Here is a 23,390-nt window from a genome sequence, read left to right as displayed (position 1 = left end):
GAGTGTTTTACCAAATGGCGAATACAGGCAATTATGATGCCTCCAGTATCACAGTGCTGGAGGGACTTGAGGCAGTGCGGAAGCGTCCGGGTATGTATATCGGCAGTGTTTCCACAAAAGGTCTCAATCATCTGATATATGAGATTGTAGACAATTCCGTGGATGAACATCTGGCGGGATTCTGTGATACCATTCGCGTCACTCTGGAGGCAGACGGTTCTGCCACGGTGACCGACAATGGAAGAGGGATTCCGGTAGGGATGCACGAAAAAGGAATCAGTGCGGAGCGGCTGGTATTTACCACCCTCCATGCGGGGGGGAAATTTGACAATTCGGTTTACAAGACCAGCGGAGGGTTACACGGAGTGGGATCTTCGGTGGTCAACGCATTGTCCACCAGGCTGACTGTCACAGTCAAGACAGGCGGTTTTATCTATGAGGACAAATACGAGAGGGGAAATCCTGTGATTCCTCTTGAGAACGGCCTGCTGCCGGTCATCGGAAAGACCAGAGAGACGGGAACCATCATTAATTTCCTTCCGGATGATACCATCTTTGACAAGACAAGATTCAAGGAGGATGATGTGAAAAGCCGGCTTCATGAGACGGCCTATCTGAATCCCAATCTGACGATTATTTTTGAAGACAGGCGCCGGGAAGACAGGGAGACGGTTACTTTTCACGAGCCGGACGGCATTACAGGCTTTGTGAAGGATATGAATAAGTCCCAGGACCCGGTGCATGATGTCATTTACTTCAGGGGGGAGAGCGAGGGGATTTCCGTAGAAGTAGCTGTGCAGTACATTAATGAATTCCATGAAAATGTGCTGGGATTCTGCAACAATATATACAATTCGGAGGGCGGAACCCACCTGACCGGTTTTAAGACCATGTTCACCAATGTCATCAATACTTATGCCAGACAGCTGGGGATTTTAAAGGAGAAGGATGCCAACTTTACCGGGGCTGATGTGCGCAACGGCATGACGGCGGTGGTGTCAATCAAGCATCCGGACCCCAGATTTGAAGGACAGACGAAGACGAAGCTGGACAATCAGGATGCGGCGAAAGTGGTGTCAAAGGTGACGGGGGAGGAGATTGTTCATTTCTTCGACCGGAATCTGGAGACGCTGAAAAATGTGATTTCCTGTGCGGAAAAGGCGGCGAAAATCCGGAAGACAGAAGAGCGGGCCCGCACCAATATGCTGACAAAGCAGAAGTTCTCCTTTGATTCCAACGGAAAGCTTGCCAACTGTGAGTCGAAAGACCCCTCCAAATGCGAGATTTTCATCGTGGAGGGAGATTCCGCAGGCGGCAGCGCAAAGACCGCGAGAAATCGCATGTTCCAGGCTATCCTTCCCATTCGGGGCAAGATTCTGAATGTGGAGAAAGCCAGCATTGACAAAGTGCTGGCCAACGCGGAGATTAAGACCATGATCAACGCATTCGGCTGCGGATTCTCAGAAGGGTATGGCAATGACTTCGATATTTCGAAGCTGCGCTATGATAAGATTATTATCATGGCGGATGCGGATGTGGACGGAGCGCATATTTCCACTTTGCTGTTGACCCTGTTCTACCGCTTTATGCCGGAGCTGATTTTCGAGGGACATGTATACATCGCTATGCCGCCGCTTTATAAGGCTTTTGGGGCAAAGGGGGCGGAACAGTATCTTTATGACGATAAGGCGCTGGAAAGATACCGCAGGACCCATAAGGGGCCGTTTACTTTGCAGAGATATAAGGGTCTGGGAGAGATGGATGCGGAGCAGCTCTGGGAGACTACTTTGAACCCTGAGACGAGAAGGATGAAACTGGTGGAGATCGAGGATGCAAGAATGGCATCTGAGGTGACCGAGCTGCTTATGGGCACGGAAGTACCGCCCAGAAAGACTTTTATCTATAACCATGCGACGGATGCGGAGCTGGATATCTGAGTATACAGCTGCCACTGTTTGCTTGCTTTTTGCTTTCCTGAAAATTTTCCTTGACATTTCAGGAGAAAATCAGTATGATTAGGTATCAGTAGATGGTAAAGGCATGGATGGTGCACAGTAGAGATTCATTTTCTTGCAGAGAGGGGAAGTTACCGGCTGAAAGCTTCCTTAAGTTCGGATGAATGTCGAATTTCCCACCGGAGTCGCCTGATGGAACACGCAGGACCACCTGTATTCGAAGGGGAGAAATGTGGTTCGCGCAAGTAGATCGGCCGGGAGCGTCCGTTATGCGCAAAAGAAGAGTCTGACTGTCCGACAATTGAGAGGACAGCAGGAAGCAGGGTGGTACCGCGGAATGAATATTTCGTCCCTTGCAGTTTTGGATACGGAACTGCAGGGGATTTTTTTGTGCAGATCCGGGGCGGAGGAACTGTCAGAAAAAGGCATGTTTATCTGTCTGCCGGGGTGTGCGGAGGGCAGGAAGGCTCTGTGCCCTGACGGTACAATGAGTCACTGAGAAATCTGACGAAAAGCGGCGGCGCTGCGCCGCAGATAACAGAAGTTCCGCTTACAGGATATATGCAGCATGTGCAGCGCAGAAACGAGGGAGAACATGAAAAGTAAACTTGAGCAAATCAGAGCAAAGGTGTTGTCACAGATTACGGACTGCGATACCACGGACAGACTGAATGAGATCAGGGTAAGCATTCTCGGGAAAAAGGGAGAGCTCACTGATCTGCTGAAATCCATGAAGGATGTGCAGCCGGAAGAGCGGCCGAAGGTGGGCCAGATGGTGAACGAGGCCAGGACAGAGATTGAGAAACTGCTGGAAGAGCGGAAGGCAAAGCTTGAGAAAGCTCTGAGAGAGGCCAGAATGAAGGCCGAGGTGATTGACGTGACCCTGCCCGCCGACAGAAGGGAACTGGGGCACAGACATCCTGACAGCATCGCGCTGGAGGAAGTGGAGAGAATTTTTGTGGGCATGGGATATGAAGTGGTGGAAGGCCCGGAAGTGGAGCGGGATTATTATAATTTCGAGGCTTTGAATATTCCGGCAGATCATCCCGCTAAGGATGAACAGGATACCTTTTATATCACAGGAGACATTCTGCTGCGGACACAGACATCAGGTGTCCAGGTCCATGAGATGGAAAAGGGGAAACTGCCCATCAGAATGATTGCCCCCGGCAGAGTATTCCGCTCGGACGAAGTGGATGCCACACATTCTCCCTGTTTCCACCAGATTGAGGGGCTTGTGATTGACAGACATATAACATTTGCGGATTTGAAGGGGACACTGGCAGAATTTGCCAGAGCATTGTTCGGAGAAGAGACGAAGGTGAAATTCAGACCTCATCATTTCCCTTTTACAGAGCCCAGCGCGGAGATGGATGTAACCTGCTTTAAATGTGGTGGAAAAGGATGCCGTTTCTGTAAGGGCAGCGGATGGATTGAGATTCTGGGCTGCGGCATGGTACACCCGCATGTGCTGGAAATGAGCGGCATTGACCCGGAGGAATACACCGGATTTGCGTTTGGCGTGGGCCTGGAACGCATTGCACTTTTAAAATATGAAATCGACGACATGCGCCTGCTTTACGAGAATGACATACGCTTCCTGCGGCAATTTTAAAAGGGGTTGTGGAAAGAGGCCATGTAAGAAGGGCAGCGGAACTAAGACAGCAGCCCTTCTCACAGGGCCCGGAAGGATTCAGGGACGAGGAAGCGTCCGGGAATCCTTCCATGGAAGAGGCTCTGTGAGAAGGGCAGCGGAACTAAGATAGAAAGGAATGAAGATACATGAATACAGCATTATCATGGATTAAAGCATATGTACCCGAACTGGAATGTACGGATCAGGAGTACTGCGATGCGATGACTATGTCCGGCACAAAGGTTGAGGGATTCGAGAGACGGGACAGGAATCTGGAAAAAATTGTCGTGGGTGAAATCCTTTCCATTGAAGCACATCCCGACGCGGATAAACTCATTGTATGCCAGGTAAATATCGGCGCTGAGACCGTGCAGATTGTGACCGGGGCGCACAATGTAAAAGTGGGCGACAAGGTTCCTGTGGTTCTGGATGGAGGAAAGGTGGCGGGAGGTCACGACGGCGGTCCGCTTCCGGAGGAGGGGATTGCCATCAGAGCCGGAAAGCTGAGAGGAGTCCCCTCAAACGGCATGATGTGCTCTATCGAAGAGCTTGGATCCGACAGAAATATGTATCCGGAAGCGCCGGAAGAAGGGATTTACATTTTTGGGGAGGAGGCCCGGCCGGGAGACGATGCTGTGGAACTGCTGGGGCTGCATGACACAGTATTCGAATATGAGATTACCAGCAACCGCGTGGACTGTTACAGCGTGCTGGGGGTGGCGAGAGAGGCGGCAGCCACTTTCAGGAAACCCTTCGTTCCCCCTGTGGTAAAGGCCACAGGCAATGGTGAAGATGTGAATGATTATATCAGCGTGGAGGTGCAGGATCCGGATCTGTGTCCCAGGTACTGTGCCAGAGTCTGCAGGAATATCAAGATAGGGCCTTCGCCGAAATGGATGCAGCGCAGACTGGCTGCCAGCGGCATCCGCCCTATCAATAATCTGGTGGACATCACCAATTATGTGATGGAGGAATACGGTCAGCCCATGCATGCTTTTGATCTGGATACCATTGCCGGACATAAGATTATTGTGCGTCGGGCGAAAGACGGGGACGAATTCCAGACGTTGGACGGCCAGATGCGCAGGCTTGACAGTGAAGTGCTCATGATTTGCGATGGGGAAAAGGAAGTTGCAATCGGCGGTATCATGGGCGGAGAAGATACGAAGATTACGGACAAAGTAAGCACTGTCCTCTTTGAAGCCGCTGTATTTCATGGCCCCAATATCAGGAAATCGGCCAAGAGAATCGGTCTTCGCACGGATTCTTCCGGAAAATTCGAGAAGGGACTGGAGCTTCACAATGCCGAAGAAGCCGTCAACCGGGCCTGCCAGCTGATTGAAGAGCTGGGATGCGGCGAAGTGGTTGGCGGCATGGTGGATGTGGCTCAGCCTGCGCTGCAGTCTGCGGACAGCAGAAAGAGACTTCTCTTTCAGCCTGAGAAGTATAACAGACTGCTGGGAACACAGGTCAGCCCGGAGGAAATGCTGGAAATGTTCCAACGGCTGGAGATAGAAGCCGTGGAGGACGAAGAGGGGAATACAAATCTGCTGATTCCGTATTTCCGCCAGGATTTAAACTGTGATGCGGACATTGCGGAGGAAGTGGCAAGATTTTACGGATATGACAGGATTCCCACCACTCTGCCAACGGGAGAAGCCACTGCAGGCAGACTTTCCTATAAGCTGCGCATCGAGCAGAAAGCGGAGGATATTGCGGAATACTGCGGTTTCTCTCAGGGAATGAGTTATTCTTTCGAAAGCCCGAAGGTGTTTGACAGGTTACTGCTGCCTGGGGACAGCAGGCTGCGCCGGGCCATTACCATATCCAATCCCCTGGGGGAAGATTTCTCCATCATGAGAACAGTCACGCTGAATGGAATGCTGAGCAGCCTCGCCACCAATTATAACAGAAGGAATAAAAATGTAAGGCTGTATGAACTGGGGAATATTTACCTGCCGAAGGAGCTGCCTCTGACGGAACTGCCCGACGAGAGAATGCAGTTTACGCTGGGCTTTTACGGGGAAGGCGATTTCTTTACAATGAAAGGTGTGATAGAAGAGTTCTTCACCGGCGTTGGTATGCGGAAGAAGCCGGTCTATGACCCGGAAGCGGAAAAGCCTTTCCTGCATCCCGGCCGTCAGGCGTTGATTCGCTATGAGGATGTGGTTGTGGGATATCTGGGAGAGGTACATCCGGAAGTGCTGGACAATTATGAAATCGGGGTAAAGGCTTATGTGGCGGTGCTGGATCTGCCCAATGTGATTCCTTTTACCACATTTGATCGAAAGTACGAGGGCCTTGCAAAATATCCTGCCGTCAGCCGCGATATCAGCATGGTGGTGCCGAAGTCAGTTCTGGCAGGGGACATTGAGCAGCTGATTGCCCAGAGAGGCGGTAAAATCCTGGAGTCCTATCAGCTGTTTGATATTTACGAAGGGGCGCAGATCAGAGAAGGATATAAGTCAATGGCATATTCCATCACATTCCGGGCAAAAGACAGGACGCTGGAGGAAGGGGATGTCAGCGCTTCCATGAAGAAGATTCTGCATGGACTGGAGCAGATGGGCATTGAACTCCGCCAGTAGAAGAACAATCCAGGAACTGTAAATCGGCAGTTGCGGAATTTTAAATAAGAAAGGAATAGAAAAATGGAAAGAAAAATCACCTGGGAAAATTATGATGCAAAACAACTGGAGAAAATGGAAGAAATCAGCCGGGAGTATCGGGAATTTCTGGACCACGGCAAGACAGAGCGGGAGTGTATTGACACCATTGTGAATACCATTGAGGCGGAAGGGTATCGGGAACTGGAGAAACTGATGGAAGAAGGCGCCCGGATTCAGAAAGGGGATAAGGTTTACAGCGTATGCATGAACAAGTCCATCGTGATGTTTCAGATGGGCCACAGGCCGCTGACGGAAGGTATGAATATCCTGGGAGCACATATTGACAGCCCCAGACTGGATGTGAAGCAGAATCCTTTTTATGAGGACAGCGGGTTTGCCTATCTGGATACCCATTATTACGGCGGCGTGAAGAAATATCAGTGGGTTGCTCTGCCGCTGGCCATTCACGGCGTGGTGGTAAAAAAGGACGGTACCACAGTGGAACTGAATGTGGGCGAAAACGAAGATGACCCTGTATTCTTTGTGTCTGACCTGCTGATTCATCTGGCGGGTGAACAGCTGGAGAAGAAGGCTTCAAAAGTAATCGAGGGTGAAGCGCTGGATTTGATTGTGGGGAGCAGACCTGTTGTGATAAAGGCAGGTGAGAAGGAAAAAGAAGGGGATGAGCAGAAGGATAAGGCAAAAGAGGCCGTGAAAGCAGGCATTCTGGACATTCTGAAGGAGACCTACGATATTGAGGAAGAAGATTTTGTCTCTGCGGAGCTGGAGATTGTTCCCGCCGGAAAGGCAAGGGAAGCCGGATTTGACCGCAGTATGATTCTTGCCTATGGACAGGATGACAGAGTATGTGCATACACTTCCATGCGGGCCATGCTGGATGTAAAGGATACAGACAGGACAATCTGCTGCATTCTGGTAGACAAGGAAGAAATCGGCTCCGTCGGTGCAACGGGCATGCAGTCTCGTTTCTTCGAAAATGCGGTGGCGGAACTGATGAATTTAAGCGGCGAATACAGCGAACTGAACGTGCGCAGATGCCTTGCCCGCAGCTGTATGCTGTCCTCGGATGTCAGCGCAGGGTATGATCCTTCTTATGCTTCCTGCTTTGAGAAGAAAAATGCCGCTTATCTCGGAAAAGGCATGGTGTTCAATAAATTTACCGGATCCAGAGGAAAGTCCGGCTCCAATGATGCGAATGCAGAGTATATAGCTCATCTCCGCAAAGTCCTGGAAGACCGGGGAATTATGTACCAGACTGCCGAGCTGGGCAAGGTAGATGTGGGTGGCGGCGGAACCATCGCTTACATTCTGGCTCTGTACGGCATGAATGTGATTGACAGCGGAGTGGCAGTTCTGAATATGCACGCTCCCTGGGAAGCCACCAGTAAGGCTGACGTATACGAGACATATCGCGGCTATATGGCGTTTGCGGAAGGAGCATCAATGTAATGGACGGCGTAATGCCAAAATCAGATTATTATTTCGAACTGCCACAGGAGCTGATCGCCCAGGACCCGCTGGAGGACCGCTCGTCCTCCAGGCTTCTGGTGCTGGATAAACATACCGGGGCGGTATCTCATCGTGTGTTCCGGGACATTGGGGAATTTCTGCGGCCGGGTGACTGCCTGGTGCTGAACAATACCAAAGTCATTCCCGCCAGGCTTCTGGGCGTGCGGGCAGATACAGGCGCTCATGTGGAAGTGCTTCTGCTGAAACGGCAGGAAGGCAATGTCTGGGAGACGCTGGTAAAGCCCGGGAAAAAATGCCGTCCCGGGGCAAAGCTTTCCTTTGGGGAGGGACTGCTTGGGGCGGAAATTCTGGAAGTGACAGAAGAGGGAAATCGTCTGATTCGATTTGCATATGAAGGGATTTTCGAGGAAGTGCTGGACCGTCTGGGCGAAATGCCGCTTCCTCCCTATATCACCCATAAACTTCAGGACAAGAACCGTTATCAGACAGTATATGCCAGAGAGGAAGGGTCTGCGGCGGCGCCAACGGCGGGCCTTCACTTTACGCAGGAATTGCTGGCACAGCTTGAGGAAAAAGGAATCAGGATTGCTTTTGTCACACTCCATGTGGGGCTGGGAACCTTCCGACCGGTAAAGGAAGAGAATGTGCTGGATCACCATATGCATTCGGAATATTATCAGGTGCCGGAGGAAACAGCAACTCTCATAAACCGCACCAGAACGGAAGGCGGCCGCGTTATCTGTGTGGGAACCACCAGCTGCCGTACGCTTGAGAGCGCCGCCGATGAGAAGGGAGTCGTACAGGCCGGCAGTGGTGACACAGACATTTTTATCTATCCGGGCTACCGTTTTCGGGTTTTGGATGCTCTGATTACGAATTTCCATCTGCCGGAATCCACCCTGGTGATGCTGGTGTCAGCTCTGGCCGGCCGGGAGAACGTACTGAACGCTTATGCGGAGGCAGTCAGAGAGCAGTATCGTTTTTTCAGTTTCGGGGATGCTATGTTGGTGTTGTAGCATTAAAATCGTACTTTTGTAAAGTTAATAGGAGGATAGAGATGGCGCTTTCTGGTAAAAATGCCTGGACATGGGCTGGGGAACAAAATAATAGCGCGGTTACGGAAATTCTGCCTGCAAGTGATGGTGGAGATTTATTCCAGAAAAACGGTCGCCTTGCGGTTCCCTCCGGCCTGGTAGGCCCTTGCGGCATACCGAAAAGTGAATGGGGGTCGTCTCCATACCGGGTAGGGGACCATTCCATATGCAGGAGCGACAGCCGGGATTGCAGCCGGTGTCCCATGAATCCAAACAGATCAGAAAATGAAGAATAAGAAAGCCCCAGGAGAATCAAAGCTCCTGGGGTATTTTGTCCCATCATCACCGGTAAATGAAAGAATGGGACAGTCCATTTTTGAAAACGATGGAGCAGATGCGGCCGTCCATAATGGAGATGCTGTCAATGATTCCACGGAGGAATGTTTTCAAGACATCCGCATCCACAGACGATGCCAGGCGCTTATAATTGACATAGTTTCTCCCGGATAGGTTCTGCGATATGATGAACTCGCTGGCCCTCTGCACAAAGATTTCATCGGACACGGACTGGTTCCAGGTGTCCGGGTTTTCCATTCCTATCCGCTCATTGATGCCCTCCAGGTTCTCAATGAGCTTTTCTTTTTCAATGATGTATTCCTTTTCGGACATCGCATCATCGGAATAAAGGTAAAGGTTCGTCAGACGCTCCAGGGCGCGTTCTATCTTCTGCTTTTCCTTCCGGAGCCTTGAAAGTTCCGAATGCTGCTTTTTTTCGTCCTTTTTGATTTTGACCCCCTTCCCATACACGTCTCCAGATATTTTCCCGGATGCCAGGACAGAGTATAGGTCATTCAGTCCATCCGGTTCAATTCCCTTTACCTGGATGAAGGTATCACCGTAGAGGAGGCGCCTTTGCAATTCCTCCGGAGAGGATATTTCGGCAAAGCCACGCTGCGCGTTAAGCATATTCAGTATATAGTTAAAAACAAACTCCCCTACAATAGGATCAGAGATAGTTGGGCAGCCGCAGGCGGCAGGAGACTTCCGGCGTGTCGAGCAGGAGTATTTTGAATATTTCCATCCATCCCTTGTCACGTTGCCTGGAGAGCTGTTCATAGGCTTTTTGCAGGCATTACAATACATGAGGCCGCCGAACACATGAACATGTTTTGATTCGTGTTTCCTCTGGTGGATTTTGTACTGTTCTGCCTGGGAATCAAGGATAGCAATTACATGCTCTTTCTGCTCCCGGCTTATCATCGCCGGGTGATGGTCCTGGACGGTTATCCATTCTGATTTATCCTTCTTTTTCTGGCGATTCCCTTCCTTTAGCCGGTTGTACTGGTAATCTCCGCAATAGAACACATTCCGCAGGATGATTAGGAGAGTAGTGGCAGACCATTGATTTCCGGCACGAGAGAACAGCTGGCGTTCATTAAGGATTCTGGCCACGCAGATCAGTGAACGATGCTCCTCATAAAGATTGTGCATCATTTCCACAACGGATTTCTCTGGCTCATTGAAAGAAAACTCCCCGGTCTGGATGTCATAATTATACCCATACGGAACACGGCCACCATTCCACAGACCGTTATTTGCCCTGGAAATCATGGTAGCGGTCACGCGCTCTGATGTCATGTTGCGCTCCAGCTCCGCAAAGACCAGGATGATTTTGAGCATGGCCTCTCCCATAGCGGTAGAGGTATCAAACTGTTCATTCTTGCTTACAAAAATGACGCCAAGCTCTTTCAGCTCATTGTACATGGAGGCAAAGTCCAGAAGGTTCCGGGAGATGCGGTCTATCTTCCAGACAAGGAGATGCGTGAAAACTCCCTGCCGGATCTGGGACATCATCTCCTGGAATTTTGGCCGGTCAGTATTTTTTCCGGAGTAGCCTGCATCCTCGAATATCACATAATCGTCTGTATTCAGAAGGAGTGACGCATACGCAATCAAGTCTTTTTTCTGCATTGGCAGAGAATCCTTATCTACCTGGTATAGGGTGGAGACGCGGACATAGATAGCCACACGCACCTTGCTACGCTCCATCAATGCCTTTACTTTCTTATAAGCCATAAGGAATACCTCCCCAAAAAGAAAAGCCCCTAAATGGGGCTTGTGTGCTATATCGCAGCCTGCCGCTGGCAAGCGAACTGTGACAGGAACCGGGTTTCCGCCTGGCTTATCCTGGAGTTTATCTCCCCGATTCTTCTGTCCCTGGACATGAGCAGCAGCTCCCGACACTCTTTTGTTGTGAATAGATGGCACTGGTAAATACCAGGAATAAAAGCCTTGCGGCAGATGGTTAGGAGTTCTTTTTCTGATATGCCGCATCTGCAGCAGAGGTCAAAAATTTTATTCACAATACCGGCATCTACAGAGGCAGTCGTTCTCCAGCTACGGAAATTGCCCTGCTGGTAATATAGCAGGCGCTCTATACTGTCAAAGCCGTTTAAGTCGGAATAGAACGCCATACAGTAATAAGCAACCGCTATCCGCAGGCTCCCTTCCAGCTCCACGAACCGGCCCTGGCGCACACGGGTATCCCGGAGCAGGCGATAATTCCCGGTTCTCAAATACAATTCTACTTCCAGAGTGAGGCTATCCCACCGCATATCATTCCCGGTACCGTCCCCAGGAATAGGACGCATATAATCTGGCAACATAATCTACCTCCATCTTTTAATTCTGCCTTTTTCGGAATCGGTCTATCCTAATAATCTTTTTTCCTCTTCTTGACGGCGCATTTCAGCATCATAGGCCGCCCTAAGAGAGCCTAAGACAATCTCTTTTGCATAATCCGGAATGGAGCGGAACATTGCAAGCAGTTCAATTTCTTCTGGAGAGCTGCATTGCTTTTTATAGTTATCTGGAGAAACATATTCTTTGCCATTAAGAAGAAAATCAACAGATACACCAAAGTGATTTGAAAAATCCATAAGTATTTTTGAGTTTACCGTGGCTCCATCTCTCCATCTCTGTACATTTCCTGGGCTCAATTCAAGCTGTTTCATTAGAGGGGTGAGCTTTTCCCCTCTCTGTTCACATAATTGCAAAACATTATCTAAAAAAGACACAGCATCACTCTCCTAAATTAAAATACGCCATAAGGTATTAGATTATTGACAAATACCTTATAGTGAGTTATGATATATATGCGAGATACATTTGTGCGATTTATATTCCACGACAAACGGCACATCTGTATAAACGCTCTGAATTGCGTTACAAAGGGCAGAGCGCACATATTCATTTTAACAATGTATCGTTAAAATGTAAAGTCAAAATGTAACGCACATCATAGCAAAGGAGGTAAGAGAGATGGAGAAAAAGCTAACTCCCTGGTGCGAGAACGTAAAAATTGCCATGATTGAACGCGAATTGAGCGTACAAGATTTGGCGGATGCTATTGGGATGTCGCGTGTATATACATCGGCACTTATCAATGGCAGAGTCCAATCCGAAGCGACCATGAAGCTCATAAGCGATACGTTGAACATCGAAAGCCCGGAAAAGAGAAAATCTGATTCCTGGTGCAAGAGTGTGAGGATAGCTATGGTAAAGCGCGGATGGAGTGTGCTGGATTTGGCAAAAGCGGCAAACATGAGCAAGGGCCATACATCGGCGATAATCAATGGCAGAGTGCAATCTTCCCAGGCAGTAAGAACCATAAGCGATGTACTGAACATTGACGCAGCCGCTCTTTCCTCGGATGCTACTTAGATTATAAGCCGAAAGGACGGTGAATGACATGGGGAATGGCCCTATGAAAGACAATGATAATGTGTACTTTCTTGCCAGGAAAAAGGCGGCAGCATACAACGAGAGGCTATACAGCAGGGAAGGGGCGGCGGAACTGCTGGGAGTGTCCGTATCAACGCTGGCCGACTATGAGCTGGGGAATACAAAGGTGGTTCCGGTGGATAAAGTGGTGCTTATGGCGGACCTCTATAACTGTCCGGAATTGAAATACAGCTATTGCAAGAATGAGTGTCCAATCGGAAAGCTGATGCCGATGGCAACGCAGGCAAAGAACCTGGAGGGAATCGCGCTTCGGCTTATCCGGGAGTTTGACGCCGATAAACTGAAAAACATTCAGAAGGACCTAATTGAGATTACAGAGGACGGTGTTGTAGACGATACAGAGAAACCGGCTCTGAAATCAATCATGGAGAGGCTGGACCAGATGGCGATTGCCATCAGTGAGCTAAAGATAGCAGGTGAAAAGGCACTGAAAGGTTGAGGGATGGTTATGGATGCTGCCAAGTTGAGGGAGATTCTGAAAACGCAATATGGAATAAAAGATGATAGCGAGTTCAACACGGCAGTTGAAAAGTCATCTGGAGTAAACCTGGGGCTGTTCACTATGCCGCTGATGGAAAGGAGCAGGGATGGACGCAAGAAAACAGAGACGGCTATTGCGTAGAGTGAAGCTGGCGGCTATTGCAGCTGCTACCGTCTATACATCAATCGGAATAAGGATGATTGTAACGGATGCAGGAGAAGGGATAAAACCGGATTCGGTCATAAGTACAGCAGCAGTCACCGAAGCAGGCATCCGGGAATTTTCCGGGAGAGAAGCAAGCCAGGGAGCAAAAGTCCTGGCACCGGAACCGGAAACCGAACAATCCTCTGAATGGGATGCGGAAGATTCTTATCTGCTGGCAAAGCTGGCGATGGCGGAGGCGGAAGGTGAGGATACCGAAGGTAAAGCACTGGTTATCCTGGTGGTTCTGAACCGGGTACGGAGCGAAGGGTTCCCGGACACGGTGGAGGATGTCATCATGGAGGAACATAACGGAGTCCGCCAGTTCAGCGTCACCAAGGAGGGAGGCCGGTGGTATAAGGTGGAACCGGACGAGGACTGCTACAAGGCGCTGGAGCTGGTAACGTTGGAAGACTGGGATGAATCCGAAGGGGCGCTGTATTTTGAAAGCCGGAGTGATTCTACCTGGCACCAGAATCATTTGCAGTTCCTTTTCCAACATGGGAAACATTATTTCTACAAGGAGGGATGACATTGCGGAAAGTAAAGCGGTTCATATACCGGGAATGGATATGGATAACGCTGGGAATCATCCTCACACGGTTTGCTGCTGAATACGCATACCAGGAGCGCGGATACATGGCATACGGAGGGGAATGGCTGGTGCTGCCGGTTCTGCTGATGGCAGTAAACACGGCAAGGGACATCGCCAGCATCGTGATAGTGACATTTGAAGGAGAGGAGGATGCGGATGCCAGAAGAATTGAAGCGGATCACCGAAGGGTTCCGGGAAACCGCAGGCGGAGTGACGGACAGCGAAGCAGATGAAATATTTCGGTTTTGCCTCCGGAAAATGGAGATATGCGGCATTGAGAACCAGGAGGAATATCTGCCGCGCCTATTCCGGGATGAAGTAAAGAATTTCATCATACGCAGAGGAATAAACGCCATCACCGCATTAAGAAGAATGGGGGTGGCAGTCAGTGTGTGAGATATGCGGACAGATTCCGTGCCATCCGAGATGCCCGAACGCGGAGGAGCCGGATGGTAAATGCACTTGTATCAAGTGCGGGTATGGAATCATGGAGGATGATGAATACCTGGAGACAGCAGAAGGCCCGGTCTGTATGGAGTGCCTGGATGACATGTCTACCAGGGAATTGATAGAAATATGCGGCGAACAGCTGCAAAAAGCATGAAGGAGGATAGTAATATGGCAGGACAGCAGCAGAGGCAGGCACCGGCACAGCAGGGCCAGCAAGGGGAAGGACAGCGGCCTAAGAGTTCAGCTGTACTTGTGAAAGAGATTATCTCCAGGGATACTTGCAAGAAGAAATTCGCGGAAATCCTGGGGCAGAAAGCGCCACAGTTTCTTGCATCATTAACGAACGTAGTCTCCGGGAGCGCACAGCTGAAAAGGGCAGACCCTAATTCCATTGTATCAGCGGCTTTTGTGGCGGCAACATACGATCTGCCGATTGACAGCAACCTGGGATTTGCGGCAATCGTTCCTTACAACAACAGCAAATACAATCCGCAGACCAAGAAGTATGAGGACCACATGGAGGCCCAGTTCCAGATGATGTACAAAGGATTCATCCAGCTGGCAATCCGTTCCGGGTACTATGAGAGGATGAATTACGCTGTAGTGTATGAGGATGAACTTGTTTCCTATAACCCCATCACCGGAGAGATTGTATTCGTGACGGACTTCTCTAAATGTACGCAGAGGGATGAAGGGCAGACGGATAAGGTGGTCGGATACTATGCGTGGTTCCGCTTAAAGACCGGGTACAGCCAGGAACTGTACATGTCGAAGAAAGCAGTTGATAACCATGCCAGGAAGTATTCCCAGGCATACCGGAGCGATTTGAACAAAGGGAAGAAAAACAGCAAGTGGACTACTGATTTTGAGGCTATGGCTCTAAAGACGGTCATCAAGCTCCTGCTTTCCAAATGGGGTATCTTATCTGTTGATATGCAGAGAGCTATCCAGGATGACCAAAAGACATTTGACGAAGAGGGAGAGGCATCATACGGCGATAACCAGCCGGACGCAATCGAGGCGGAGAATGTGTTCGAGCTGCCGGGGCCGGATGCTGGACAGCAGAAGGATGAACAGCCGGAGAGCGCGGAAGGCATGGCAGAAACCGGGACGGATGCAGCAGATGAAGGAGGATATGTAGACCCGGACGAAGTGGATGCTTTCATGGAAAGCATGGGTTTAGAGGAGTTACCGTTTAAGTAAGGAGGGAAAGACATTGGAATTATCGGCAAATAATTATTACAGTGCGGAAGCGAACCAGGAATATATGAGCGTGTCGCAGTACAAGGATTTTGCTGGGACATACGGAAAGCTGGGATGCGAATACGGAGCGATGGAAAAACTGGCCGGACGCTGGGAGGAAAAGAAAACAACTGCCCTTCTGGTGGGGAGCTATGTGGATTCTTATTTTGAGGGGAGCCTGGACAAATTCAAGGCGGAGAATCCGGAGATTTTCAAAAAGACCGGGGACAAAGGTCTGAAAGCAGAATATCTGAAAGCAGATGACATCATCCGGAGGATAGAGCGCGATCAGTTCTTTATGATGTGCCTCTCTGGAGAAAAGCAGGTAGTTATGACCGGTGAGCTGTTTGGAGCAAAATGGAAGATAAAAATAGATTCCTACATCGCGGATAAGGTCATTGTTGACTTGAAGGTCATGTCATCTATCACGAAGCATGAGTATGTGCGTGATGTAGGGTACCTGGACTTTATCCGGTATTGGGGATATGACATCCAGGGAGCAATCTACCAGGAGATTGTCCGCCAGAATACCGGAAAGCGCCTGCCCTTCTACATAGCGGCGGCAAGCAAGGAAGAGGAAACCAACATCGAGGTCATTCATGTGACGGACAATTTCCTCAAAGATGCTATGTCAATGGTGGAGGCGGCTATGCCCAGGATTCTCCAGGTGAAGAGCGGAGAGGTAAAGCCAGACCGATGTGAGAATTGCGATTGCTGCAGGAGTACGAAGGTTTTACGGAATCCGATCACGATTTTAGACCTGGTAAAGGATATTTGAAACCGAGAACGGCAGATTGGCGGTGATGCAAGTATGGCATGGATAAGCGTCCACGAACAGGTAATAGGGGGTAAACTCAGAAACCTGGCAAAAGAAATCGGATGCTCCCAAAATGAAGCGTTGGGTCTGCTCATACGCCTATGGCTCTGGGGGATTAACAATGCCAATAAGGAAGGATTCATTGTCGGGGCTGATAAAGCAGATGTGGCGGATGTTCTGAATATTGGCATTGATAAGAGATATGACCCAGAGATAGTTGTAGAGGCGATGATAAATACTGGATGGATAGATATTGCAAATGGTTTATATATCCATGATTGGGAAGAATGGCAGGAACAATGGTATAAAGCAATCGGATTGAGGGAGAGGGACGCTGCCAGAAAGCGTGAGGAGAGGAAACGGTCAAGGCTCCAGAACGATGCAGGAAGGAGAACGGATTCCATCTCCCAGGAACCGGAACCGGAACCGGCGGCAGCTCCATCACCGGAAACCGAGGATTCCCCTATACCAGAAAATCCGGAAAAACCGAAAAAGACAGCAGCAGAAGAACGTACTCCTGCATTTGAGGAGTTCTGGAAGGTATACCCACGCAAGGAAGGAAAAGGCGAGGCATACAAGAAGTACAAGGCGCGGCTCAAAGATGGGTACAGCGAAGCGGAGCTTCTGGAGGCGGCTACGAATTATGCCAGCCGGTGCGCGAGGGAACGGACGGAAAAGAAATATATCAAGATGGCTAAGACCTTCCTAAGTGATACCCTGCCGTTTGTGGACTACATTAAAAAGCAATCGCAAAGTGAAGCAAAACAAGAGCAGACGGATGGAGCGAATCCGTTTGGGAAATTCCTTAAAGGTTAGGAGGCGGATAACGTGAAGGAATTGGAAGGGATCGCCGCCGGTGTATTCATGGAGGCGGCACAGAAAGCAGGTGAGGCGGAAAGCAGTACCGGAGACTATACCGACGGTGATGGCCTTCTGCATTGCGGCAAGTGCCACAAGCCGAAGGAGAAAGTGCTGGAGTTCCCTGGGTACCTGGACAGAAACGGAACCAGGCGCAAGATGAAGGTACGCTGTATGTGTGACTGTGAGACAGCGGCCAGGGAAAAAATGGCCCGGAGGGAAAAGGAAAGGGAGGAGATGCAGCAGCTACAGAGGCTCCGGGATTCCAGCCTTATTGAAAGCAGGCTCCGGGAGGCAAGGTTATCCTCTTTCGTCAAGACCAGGGACAATCAGAATCTTTACAAGATGGCGCAGCGGTATGTGGAAAAGTTCGAGGACATGTACAAAAAGAGCCAGGGGATTCTCTTCTGGGGGACGGTGGGAACCGGAAAGAGCTTTACCGCCGCCTGCATCGCGAATGAACTGTTAGACCGGAGGATTCCGGTCATAATGACCTCTTTCGTGAAGATTCTCCAAAACATCCAGGGCGGCAGCGTGGACGAGGCGCAGTACATAGCACAGCTGAACCGGGCAAAGTTACTGATTATTGATGACCTGGGGACAGAGCGCAACACGGACTATGCCCTGGAGAAGGTCTACAACGTGATAGACAGCCGGTATCTATCCGGAAAGCCTCTGATTCTCACAACGAATCTGACGCTCACGGAGATGCAGGAGGCGCAGGACACCAGGTTCAAGAGGATATATGACCGGATCTTTGAAATGTGCTATCCCTTCCGGGTGTATGGAGATTCCTGGAGGATGGGGCAGGCGGCGCAGAGGTTCGAGGACATGAGGAGCATACTGGAGGGATGATATGGCAGATGCAGTGGAATTAAAGATTTATAACCAGGAGGACCGGCTTTCGGTGGCGGCTATTCTGATTAAGAACGGCTACACGGTGAGCCAGGGGAAAAGGCAGAGGACAGCCACCGGCAAGACGATGGACTATTTCCTCAAAGTATCAGAGGATGGAGACAATGCTGATACATCGAAGTAGGAGGTACTGATTTGGACAAAGTGAAATTTACAGTCCTGGGAGAGCCGAAGGGGAAAGGCAGGCCACGCTTCAGCACACAGACCGGAAGAGCGTTCACACCGAAGCAGACGGTCAACTATGAGACGCTGGTACATACGGAGTACATGGTACAGTGCAAGGGGTTCCGGTTCCCGGATGAAGCGATGCTGGACATGAGGATTCTGGCATACTACTCCATACCGAAAAGCGGAAGTAAGGCTGAGAAGGCTAAAAAGCTGGCAAACATCATCCGCCCGACTAAAAAACCGGATATGGATAATGTGGTGAAGATGGTGGCGGATGCGCTCAACCAGGTAGCATACAAGGATGATACGCAGATTGTAGACTGCCAGGTCCGGAAATTCTATTCTGAACAGCCCCGGATTGAGGTTATCATCCAGGAAGTCAAGAAAGGAAATGTGGAGGAATGACGGCAACTAAGGTAGTGCTGATTATCCTGGTGGTGGTGTTCGGCATCGGGGTAGTGGCAGAAAAGAATGAAAAGGTGGCATACCGGCTACTCGCTGGTTTGGCAATATGTATCGCAGGGCTTGTGGCTTTGCAAATATTCAGTTAAGGAGGATGACACATGGCACAGAATGAAATCCCGATGGTGGAGGGAGAAGTTGTAGCAGAAGGAACGGAGGGGGCGGTGCTGGCTCCGGTCAAGGCGGAGATGGAGTTCCGGCTGATAAACCCCACGGAGGGCGGATTCTTAAAGCGTATCGAATGGAACCGCGCCGAGCTGGAGGCGGCAGTCAAGGAAAAGGTGGCACAGTACGAGGGCGTCACCTACACGGACGATACCATCCAGGCAGCAAAGGCAGACCGCGCCGAGCTGAATAAGCTGAAAACCGCCATTGAGGACCGGCGGAAGATTGTGAAAAAGGTAATCAATGAGCCGTACACGGTATTTGAGAAGGAGCTGAAAGGCATCCTGGCGCTCATTGACAAACCGGTAGGCATCATCGACACGCAGATCAAGGACTATGAGAACCAGAAGAAGGAGGAGAAAAAGGAGAAAATCCGGGAGGCGTATTCTGCAGCAATCGGAGAACTGGAGAAGGTAATTGCGTTTGAGAGGCTGTTCGACCCCAGGTACCTCAATACCACATTCTCCCTTCCGAAAGCCATAGCAGACATCCAGGGCAAGATTGAAAAGGTTAAGACAGACCTCCAGACCATTGATGAAATGTGTTCTGACTATAAGACCAACGCCCAGGATATTTATCTGAAAACCCTGGACTTGTCTAAGGCGATGGCAGAGGAAAAGCGCCTGCGCGATCTGAAAGAGAAGATGGAGGCAGACAAGAGGGCAAGGGAGGAGGCAGAGCGCCGAAGGATTGAGCAGGAGGAGGCCAGACGCCAGGAGCTTGCCAGGAGGCAGGCAGAGGAGGCGAAACGCCGGGAGGCAGAGAGGCAGGCTGCACAGGAGAGGGCAGCTGCCCAGGCGGCCCAGGCATCCCAGGAGGAACCGGAACATGATAACGGAAATTCCCAGGCTGTGAACGTTTTTAGCGCTTCTGATAACGGAAAAGGCCAAAATGTTCCGGAAAATGCCCCGAATAATACGGGAAATACCAAAATCGTTCCGGAAAACGCCCCGGATGCCACGGTAAAGAGATACCGCGCTACCTTCTGGTGCGAGGGTACCCTGGAGGAGATAAAAGCCCTGGGGACGTACATGAGGGAACACAATATCAAGTACGGAAAGGTGGGAAAGTAGATGGAAAAAGGGTTTGACGAGAAGCTGACGCTGGATAGCGATACATTCAGCGGAATGAGCCGGGATTACAATTTCGTACTCCAGAGGCTTTTGGAGACAATGAGGGATAGGGACTGTGACGAAGGTTCCATAACTCTGAATCTGAAAATCTCCCTCAAATCAGAGTATATCCCGAACTATGACCCGAACGTCCAGGGAGAGAGCCGGGAGGTCAAGAAGCCGAAGTTCGAGCATAAGATTTCGTCCTCTGTAAAAATCACAGACGAGAAGAAAGGTACCCTGGACACGGAGATGGAGCTTGCCATGGATGACGATACCGGGATGTATGTACTCCGGCCCATCGTGAACACGCAGCAGAGGAGCTTCTTTGATGATGACATGAGGGGGCAGTTCTCCGGATCAGATGAACCGGATACAGAGGCAGAGGGGGAGGACAGCGGAACGCCTGCCCTTCCCGGAAGGAAAGTCCTGGGACTTCCGGGGCCGGATGTGATAGATGGGGAGTTTAAGGAAGTGGACGCAGAAGGCACGGAAAGCCCGGATTCGGGCGGTACCGGAGAGGATAATATTTCTTCTATGGGCGGTGAAGAAAACGCTCCATTGGACGCTACCGACGCCTTATTTGAGGATGGAGAGGGCATGGAGGGTGGCGATGGACACATTCCGTTCAGTGACGATGACGGAGATGATTATGAAGATGATGGATACGGCTATGAAGAGCCGGGAGAGGAGGATTGAACATGGATATGAACAAGAGGATGTGGAACAGACACAAGAAAGCGCTTCTGGATGGAGTAAGGAATGCCACTGATTCAGACATGCAGGCAAGGTTCACGGAGCTGCTGGTCAATATGGTGGAGCAGGAAGTCATGGCGGCTACCGGCGAGGTTGACGCCGCCGCAGAAAAATCCGGTGGGATTTGCGCGGTGCAGATTACGGTGGAAAATGCTGGAAAGAGCAGTGAGGAGATGCAGAAGGACTTCCAGGAGATTACAGAGGCGGCTATGCCGATGCTGGAGTATCTGAATAAGCATTATGACCCCCACGCATCAGCTGTTATCACAGAGGGAAGGGTGACAATCGTTAGGGATGAAATCAGCTGCCCTTTACCGGTTAGAGATTAAGGAGGATTGAATCATGGGATTGAGAAGTTTGGCCAGAACTGTAGCAGCAAACAAGAGCTATCGGCAGAGCGGTACTACGGACATGTTCGATTATTTCTTCACTAAGGCGTGGAGGGAGAATGGGCATCCGGCATCCGGAGCGGACCGGCCTACCAAAAAGCGGAGACGCGGCAGAAAGTAGATCAGAGGGCGGCGCGGTTTCTTCCGGGAGCCGCGCTGCATGAAAGGAGAAAAGATGGATAAGAGCAGGAACAAAGGCCAGGACACAAGGAACATTCCGGACGGACCGGCAGACGGCATCAGCCTGGATGTGCAGAGTACACATACGAGGTTCCGGGGGAAAGGCGATCAGCGGAGGATGGCAAAGCAGATGGTTGTCCCCGGGAACATCAAGGCCAGCGTGGAGCTGGGGGTTGTGTCCATATCGGACCGGGTGCATGACATCATGCTGACCGTGAGGATTGAGGATATGTCTGCGGTGATGGCCGGTGCATACGAGATGGCGAGAAGGGCAGAGGCGGAAGGGAGTGCGGACGGTGAAAAAGAGGACCAGGTACATAAAGGTCTACGAGAGGATTCTCCTGGAGGAGAAGAAACTCCTGGAGGAGCTTGCGAAAATACCGGTGGACGGCAGGAGGACGGCTCCGGTCAATGCCAGGAAAGCATTTAAGCTCATATCGGATATGTGCTACCAGCTGGCCCAGGAGTGCAACGTACTGGTGAGCTATCCACAGAAAGCAATCGCAGGGAAGAAAGTTGACCTGGGGGGGATGCTCATATTGCTGCCAAACTGTAAGCTGGTGACGATTGAGGAGTTGAAAGAGATTGAGGATAGGAGGTACTGATATGTCAAGAGGGAATTTTGGAAGGTGTGCCGGATGCGGCGCACAGATCATCTGGATAAAGACGAAAGCCGGGAAGAACATGCCGTGCAATACGTTGCTGGTGGACTACAAGGCGGATGGAGGCAAGGATAAAATCGTTCTCCAGACCGGGGAAGTGGTCTCCGGTACCATCGTTTCATCCCAGGATAACCCGGATGGTTCCGGTTATACATCGCATTTTGCCACCTGCAGCAACGCGAAGAATTTCAGACGCAGGAGGTAGGGCAAAGAAAAAAGGTCATACCGCTGTGCAGCACAACCCCATTCCTCTATAACATCAACTACCCCTATTATAGGGGGGTTATCAGAGGAATGTCAAGGAGGTAATTGCACATGGGAAAATCACAAGGCAGGCCGGTACGATATGAGTTCACCGAGGAGAATATAAATGTCATAGCGGCGATTGCTGCCGAGAAAGGGATTGAAGCGTACAAAGAGGAGCATAGGAAAGAGGAGGCGGAGCGCCAGAGCAGGGTACAGAACAATGCCAAAGCCCTGCTTACGAATTACCGGCGGTTCAAGGACTACATAGAGAACGCGGAGTATGACATGGACACGACTTCCGATGATTCTCTGAAAGATATGCTGTCACTGATGCAGGGGTATTTCAAAGACAGCGACCTTAAAGTATTGAGCATAGAGAAGGGCAAGGCTAAGACAAAGATGATTATGAGCCATGTGGACACTATGCTGGATGTATATAAAAAACAATGCGAAATAGCGGCAGACCCAGAGGAAATGAGAAGATATAGGGTAATCAAGGGGCTTTACCTGGATGCGGAGCCTAAGACTGCGGTGGATATAGCGGAGGAGGAACATATCACGGAGAGAACCGTGTTCCGGGACGTGAAAGCTGCCTGCAAGCGTCTGGCGATACTGTTTTTCGGGATCTATGGATTCCGGTATTAGCGGTGTCAAAAAGATGTCATTGATATTTCAGTAGCCAGGTTTTAATATGGTATCAGCCGAAAACCCCAATGTCATGCTCATTTTGTGAGAGTAACCATGTGTTTTCCCTCCAGACCAGGGCGGTGCAATATCCGCTCCGGCATCGGAAAAACGGTTATAAGGCAGAGTTTATACTCGATGGAAAGCAGCCGCCGCCTGGCTGCTTTTCGTTTGCGTAAAACCTGATAGAATATTTCTAAAGTATATTGACTTTTGACCGTCAAAATAGTATAATTAAGACAGTCAAAAGCGAGGTGATGAAATGACTAAGAAAATTGGTCGCCCCACAGATAACCCTAAGCCTTATAAAATAACTGTTCGGTTGGATGAGAAATCAAAAAAAATTTTGGATTCTTATTGTGAAAACAATGGAACAAATCAGATGGAGGCAGTAAGAAGGGCTATAGAAAAATTGGCGACCGAAGACTAAGAAAGGGAAAGAGCATTGCTCCACTACCAATGAAATCAATGCTCTCTC

32 protein-coding genes are annotated in these 23,390 nt (G+C 50.2%); 29 read left to right on the top strand and 3 right to left on the bottom strand.

What is annotated here, in order from left to right; all coding sequences use genetic code 11:
- Window positions 1-14: 14 nt before the first annotated feature.
- The 6 genes from NSB25_RS11630 to queA all read left to right on the top strand — a co-directional run bounded on the left by NSB25_RS11630 (window position 15) and on the right by queA (window position 8,707).
- On the top strand, window positions 15-1,937 hold the full coding sequence (locus NSB25_RS11630; protein ID WP_103239878.1) for a DNA gyrase/topoisomerase IV subunit B: 1,923 nt from the start codon (window positions 15-17) through the stop codon (window positions 1,935-1,937).
- Window positions 1,938-2,292: 355 nt separating this feature from the next.
- A complete protein-coding gene (locus NSB25_RS11625; protein WP_172455094.1) occupies window positions 2,293-2,454 on the top strand; it encodes a hypothetical protein in 162 nt (53 codons plus the stop codon).
- Window positions 2,455-2,550: 96 nt separating this feature from the next.
- Entirely contained in the window at window positions 2,551-3,570 is a 1,020-nt protein-coding gene (gene pheS, locus NSB25_RS11620) for a phenylalanine--tRNA ligase subunit alpha (protein WP_103239877.1), read from the top strand.
- 167 nt (window positions 3,571-3,737) lie between these two features.
- Complete coding sequence (gene pheT / locus NSB25_RS11615) at window positions 3,738-6,179, top strand: phenylalanine--tRNA ligase subunit beta (RefSeq protein WP_103239813.1); 2,442 nt, start codon at window positions 3,738-3,740, stop codon at window positions 6,177-6,179.
- A gap of 63 nt (window positions 6,180-6,242) precedes the next feature.
- Window positions 6,243-7,670, top strand: coding sequence for an aminopeptidase (locus NSB25_RS11610; RefSeq protein ID WP_103239812.1), 1,428 nt, complete (start codon window positions 6,243-6,245; stop codon window positions 7,668-7,670).
- An 11-nt stretch (window positions 7,671-7,681) separates the two neighbouring features.
- Window positions 7,682-8,707 (top strand): tRNA preQ1(34) S-adenosylmethionine ribosyltransferase-isomerase QueA, encoded by a 1,026-nt coding sequence (gene queA / locus NSB25_RS11605; protein ID WP_103239876.1) that lies wholly within the window; start codon window positions 7,682-7,684, stop codon window positions 8,705-8,707.
- Window positions 8,708-9,067: 360 nt separating this feature from the next.
- On the opposite strand, the gene NSB25_RS11600 is transcribed toward queA, so the two are convergent.
- From NSB25_RS11600 to NSB25_RS11590, 3 genes are read right to left on the bottom strand one after another with little or no spacing between them, the layout of a single operon-like run.
- Entirely contained in the window at window positions 9,068-10,801 is a 1,734-nt protein-coding gene (locus NSB25_RS11600; protein WP_172455093.1) for a recombinase family protein, read from the bottom strand.
- A gap of 47 nt (window positions 10,802-10,848) precedes the next feature.
- Window positions 10,849-11,391, bottom strand: a complete 543-nt coding sequence (locus NSB25_RS11595) for a hypothetical protein (RefSeq protein ID WP_103239810.1) — start codon at window positions 11,389-11,391, stop codon at window positions 10,849-10,851.
- Between the two features lie 42 nt (window positions 11,392-11,433).
- Window positions 11,434-11,802 (bottom strand): hypothetical protein, encoded by a 369-nt coding sequence (locus NSB25_RS11590; RefSeq protein ID WP_146040040.1) that lies wholly within the window; start codon window positions 11,800-11,802, stop codon window positions 11,434-11,436.
- A gap of 244 nt (window positions 11,803-12,046) precedes the next feature.
- Here NSB25_RS11590 and NSB25_RS11585 point away from each other — a divergent pair, with 244 nt between their 5' ends.
- From NSB25_RS11585 to NSB25_RS11475, 23 genes are all read left to right on the top strand, one after another.
- Complete coding sequence (locus NSB25_RS11585; RefSeq protein WP_103239808.1) at window positions 12,047-12,448, top strand: helix-turn-helix domain-containing protein; 402 nt, start codon at window positions 12,047-12,049, stop codon at window positions 12,446-12,448.
- 43 nt (window positions 12,449-12,491) lie between these two features.
- Complete coding sequence (locus NSB25_RS11580; RefSeq protein WP_242982414.1) at window positions 12,492-12,968, top strand: helix-turn-helix domain-containing protein; 477 nt, start codon at window positions 12,492-12,494, stop codon at window positions 12,966-12,968.
- A 9-nt stretch (window positions 12,969-12,977) separates the two neighbouring features.
- Complete coding sequence (locus NSB25_RS11575; protein WP_172455092.1) at window positions 12,978-13,151, top strand: hypothetical protein; 174 nt, start codon at window positions 12,978-12,980, stop codon at window positions 13,149-13,151.
- Window positions 13,117-13,743: a cell wall hydrolase gene (locus NSB25_RS11570; protein ID WP_242982413.1), complete on the top strand. Its 627-nt coding sequence runs from the start codon at window positions 13,117-13,119 to the stop codon at window positions 13,741-13,743. The genes NSB25_RS11575 and NSB25_RS11570 overlap by 35 nt, the downstream gene beginning before the upstream one ends.
- Before the next feature lie 2 nt (window positions 13,744-13,745).
- Window positions 13,746-14,039 carry a hypothetical protein gene (locus NSB25_RS11565; protein ID WP_146040039.1) on the top strand — a complete coding sequence of 98 codons (294 nt, stop codon included), beginning with the start codon at window positions 13,746-13,748 and terminating at the stop codon, window positions 14,037-14,039.
- Window positions 14,017-14,202 (top strand): hypothetical protein, encoded by a 186-nt coding sequence (locus tag NSB25_RS11560; protein WP_103239804.1) that lies wholly within the window; start codon window positions 14,017-14,019, stop codon window positions 14,200-14,202. The genes NSB25_RS11565 and NSB25_RS11560 overlap by 23 nt, the downstream gene beginning before the upstream one ends.
- Window positions 14,195-14,410 carry a hypothetical protein gene (locus NSB25_RS11555; RefSeq protein ID WP_103239803.1) on the top strand — a complete coding sequence of 72 codons (216 nt, stop codon included), beginning with the start codon at window positions 14,195-14,197 and terminating at the stop codon, window positions 14,408-14,410. Before NSB25_RS11560 ends, NSB25_RS11555 begins: the two co-directional genes overlap by 8 nt.
- 14 nt (window positions 14,411-14,424) lie before the next feature.
- A complete protein-coding gene (locus NSB25_RS11550; RefSeq protein ID WP_172455091.1) occupies window positions 14,425-15,459 on the top strand; it encodes a recombinase RecT in 1,035 nt (344 codons plus the stop codon).
- A 13-nt stretch (window positions 15,460-15,472) separates the two neighbouring features.
- Window positions 15,473-16,276 carry a PD-(D/E)XK nuclease-like domain-containing protein gene (locus NSB25_RS11545; protein WP_103239801.1) on the top strand — a complete coding sequence of 268 codons (804 nt, stop codon included), beginning with the start codon at window positions 15,473-15,475 and terminating at the stop codon, window positions 16,274-16,276.
- Window positions 16,277-16,309: 33 nt separating this feature from the next.
- Window positions 16,310-17,131 carry a hypothetical protein gene (locus tag NSB25_RS11540; protein ID WP_103239800.1) on the top strand — a complete coding sequence of 274 codons (822 nt, stop codon included), beginning with the start codon at window positions 16,310-16,312 and terminating at the stop codon, window positions 17,129-17,131.
- A gap of 12 nt (window positions 17,132-17,143) precedes the next feature.
- A complete protein-coding gene (locus tag NSB25_RS11535) occupies window positions 17,144-18,028 on the top strand; it encodes an ATP-binding protein (protein ID WP_242982412.1) in 885 nt (294 codons plus the stop codon).
- A 1-nt stretch (window position 18,029) separates the two neighbouring features.
- On the top strand, window positions 18,030-18,212 hold the full coding sequence (locus NSB25_RS11530; protein WP_103239799.1) for a hypothetical protein: 183 nt from the start codon (window positions 18,030-18,032) through the stop codon (window positions 18,210-18,212).
- A 20-nt stretch (window positions 18,213-18,232) separates the two neighbouring features.
- Window positions 18,233-18,661 carry a RusA family crossover junction endodeoxyribonuclease gene (locus NSB25_RS11525; protein ID WP_330406117.1) on the top strand — a complete coding sequence of 143 codons (429 nt, stop codon included), beginning with the start codon at window positions 18,233-18,235 and terminating at the stop codon, window positions 18,659-18,661.
- Window positions 18,658-18,807 carry a hypothetical protein gene (locus NSB25_RS11520; RefSeq protein ID WP_172455090.1) on the top strand — a complete coding sequence of 50 codons (150 nt, stop codon included), beginning with the start codon at window positions 18,658-18,660 and terminating at the stop codon, window positions 18,805-18,807. Before NSB25_RS11525 ends, NSB25_RS11520 begins: the two co-directional genes overlap by 4 nt.
- Before the next feature lie 12 nt (window positions 18,808-18,819).
- Window positions 18,820-19,956, top strand: coding sequence for a DUF1351 domain-containing protein (locus NSB25_RS11515; RefSeq protein WP_103239797.1), 1,137 nt, complete (start codon window positions 18,820-18,822; stop codon window positions 19,954-19,956).
- Window positions 19,957-20,694, top strand: a complete 738-nt coding sequence (locus NSB25_RS11510) for a hypothetical protein (RefSeq protein WP_103239796.1) — start codon at window positions 19,957-19,959, stop codon at window positions 20,692-20,694. It abuts the gene before it with no gap.
- A gap of 2 nt (window positions 20,695-20,696) precedes the next feature.
- Window positions 20,697-21,080 carry a hypothetical protein gene (locus NSB25_RS11505; RefSeq protein ID WP_103239795.1) on the top strand — a complete coding sequence of 128 codons (384 nt, stop codon included), beginning with the start codon at window positions 20,697-20,699 and terminating at the stop codon, window positions 21,078-21,080.
- 13 nt (window positions 21,081-21,093) lie between these two features.
- Window positions 21,094-21,261, top strand: coding sequence for a hypothetical protein (locus tag NSB25_RS11500; protein ID WP_172455089.1), 168 nt, complete (start codon window positions 21,094-21,096; stop codon window positions 21,259-21,261).
- 39 nt (window positions 21,262-21,300) lie between these two features.
- Window positions 21,301-21,750: a hypothetical protein gene (locus tag NSB25_RS11495; protein WP_103239794.1), complete on the top strand. Its 450-nt coding sequence runs from the start codon at window positions 21,301-21,303 to the stop codon at window positions 21,748-21,750.
- Entirely contained in the window at window positions 21,704-21,925 is a 222-nt protein-coding gene (locus NSB25_RS11490; protein WP_103239793.1) for a hypothetical protein, read from the top strand. The genes NSB25_RS11495 and NSB25_RS11490 overlap by 47 nt, the downstream gene beginning before the upstream one ends.
- Before the next feature lies 1 nt (window position 21,926).
- Entirely contained in the window at window positions 21,927-22,187 is a 261-nt protein-coding gene (locus NSB25_RS11485; RefSeq protein WP_103239792.1) for a hypothetical protein, read from the top strand.
- 110 nt (window positions 22,188-22,297) lie between these two features.
- Complete coding sequence (locus NSB25_RS11480; RefSeq protein ID WP_103239791.1) at window positions 22,298-22,873, top strand: hypothetical protein; 576 nt, start codon at window positions 22,298-22,300, stop codon at window positions 22,871-22,873.
- A gap of 301 nt (window positions 22,874-23,174) precedes the next feature.
- Window positions 23,175-23,342 carry a ribbon-helix-helix protein, CopG family gene (locus NSB25_RS11475; protein WP_103239790.1) on the top strand — a complete coding sequence of 56 codons (168 nt, stop codon included), beginning with the start codon at window positions 23,175-23,177 and terminating at the stop codon, window positions 23,340-23,342.
- Window positions 23,343-23,390: the final 48 nt, after the last annotated feature.

This window comes from Acetatifactor muris, from assembly GCF_024623325.1.
In the GTDB taxonomy this organism is placed as follows: Bacteria; Bacillota; Clostridia; order Lachnospirales; family Lachnospiraceae; genus Acetatifactor; species Acetatifactor muris.
Note: the sequence above shows the minus strand (reverse complement) of the source record. Positions and strands in the feature narration are given on the sequence as shown.

Excerpts from the sequence above, each read along its gene's own strand:
- NSB25_RS11570 (WP_242982413.1), top strand. The coding sequence starts at position 13,117 with ATGGACGCAAGAAAACAGAGACGGCTATTGCGTAGAGTGAAGCTGGCG.
- NSB25_RS11480 (WP_103239791.1), top strand. The coding sequence starts at position 22,298 with ATGGGAAAATCACAAGGCAGGCCGGTACGATATGAGTTCACCGAGGAG.
- NSB25_RS11595 (WP_103239810.1), bottom strand. The coding sequence starts at position 11,391 with ATGTTGCCAGATTATATGCGTCCTATTCCTGGGGACGGTACCGGGAAT.
- NSB25_RS11485 (WP_103239792.1), top strand. The coding sequence starts at position 21,927 with ATGTCAAGAGGGAATTTTGGAAGGTGTGCCGGATGCGGCGCACAGATC.
- NSB25_RS11585 (WP_103239808.1), top strand. The coding sequence starts at position 12,047 with ATGGAGAAAAAGCTAACTCCCTGGTGCGAGAACGTAAAAATTGCCATG.
- NSB25_RS11575 (WP_172455092.1), top strand. The coding sequence starts at position 12,978 with ATGGATGCTGCCAAGTTGAGGGAGATTCTGAAAACGCAATATGGAATA.
- pheS (WP_103239877.1), top strand. The coding sequence starts at position 2,551 with ATGAAAAGTAAACTTGAGCAAATCAGAGCAAAGGTGTTGTCACAGATT.
- NSB25_RS11610 (WP_103239812.1), top strand. The coding sequence starts at position 6,243 with ATGGAAAGAAAAATCACCTGGGAAAATTATGATGCAAAACAACTGGAG.
- NSB25_RS11520 (WP_172455090.1), top strand. The coding sequence starts at position 18,658 with ATGACGGCAACTAAGGTAGTGCTGATTATCCTGGTGGTGGTGTTCGGC.
- NSB25_RS11505 (WP_103239795.1), top strand. The coding sequence starts at position 20,697 with ATGGATATGAACAAGAGGATGTGGAACAGACACAAGAAAGCGCTTCTG.
- NSB25_RS11600 (WP_172455093.1), bottom strand. The coding sequence starts at position 10,801 with ATGGCTTATAAGAAAGTAAAGGCATTGATGGAGCGTAGCAAGGTGCGT.
- NSB25_RS11625 (WP_172455094.1), top strand. The coding sequence starts at position 2,293 with ATGAATATTTCGTCCCTTGCAGTTTTGGATACGGAACTGCAGGGGATT.
- NSB25_RS11550 (WP_172455091.1), top strand. The coding sequence starts at position 14,425 with ATGGCAGGACAGCAGCAGAGGCAGGCACCGGCACAGCAGGGCCAGCAA.
- NSB25_RS11500 (WP_172455089.1), top strand. The coding sequence starts at position 21,094 with ATGGGATTGAGAAGTTTGGCCAGAACTGTAGCAGCAAACAAGAGCTAT.
- NSB25_RS11510 (WP_103239796.1), top strand. The coding sequence starts at position 19,957 with ATGGAAAAAGGGTTTGACGAGAAGCTGACGCTGGATAGCGATACATTC.
- NSB25_RS11495 (WP_103239794.1), top strand. The coding sequence starts at position 21,301 with ATGAAAGGAGAAAAGATGGATAAGAGCAGGAACAAAGGCCAGGACACA.
- NSB25_RS11515 (WP_103239797.1), top strand. The coding sequence starts at position 18,820 with ATGGCACAGAATGAAATCCCGATGGTGGAGGGAGAAGTTGTAGCAGAA.
- pheT (WP_103239813.1), top strand. The coding sequence starts at position 3,738 with ATGAATACAGCATTATCATGGATTAAAGCATATGTACCCGAACTGGAA.
- NSB25_RS11530 (WP_103239799.1), top strand. The coding sequence starts at position 18,030 with ATGGCAGATGCAGTGGAATTAAAGATTTATAACCAGGAGGACCGGCTT.
- NSB25_RS11475 (WP_103239790.1), top strand. The coding sequence starts at position 23,175 with ATGACTAAGAAAATTGGTCGCCCCACAGATAACCCTAAGCCTTATAAA.
- NSB25_RS11630 (WP_103239878.1), top strand. The coding sequence starts at position 15 with ATGGCGAATACAGGCAATTATGATGCCTCCAGTATCACAGTGCTGGAG.
- NSB25_RS11580 (WP_242982414.1), top strand. The coding sequence starts at position 12,492 with ATGAAAGACAATGATAATGTGTACTTTCTTGCCAGGAAAAAGGCGGCA.
- queA (WP_103239876.1), top strand. The coding sequence starts at position 7,682 with ATGCCAAAATCAGATTATTATTTCGAACTGCCACAGGAGCTGATCGCC.
- NSB25_RS11540 (WP_103239800.1), top strand. The coding sequence starts at position 16,310 with ATGGCATGGATAAGCGTCCACGAACAGGTAATAGGGGGTAAACTCAGA.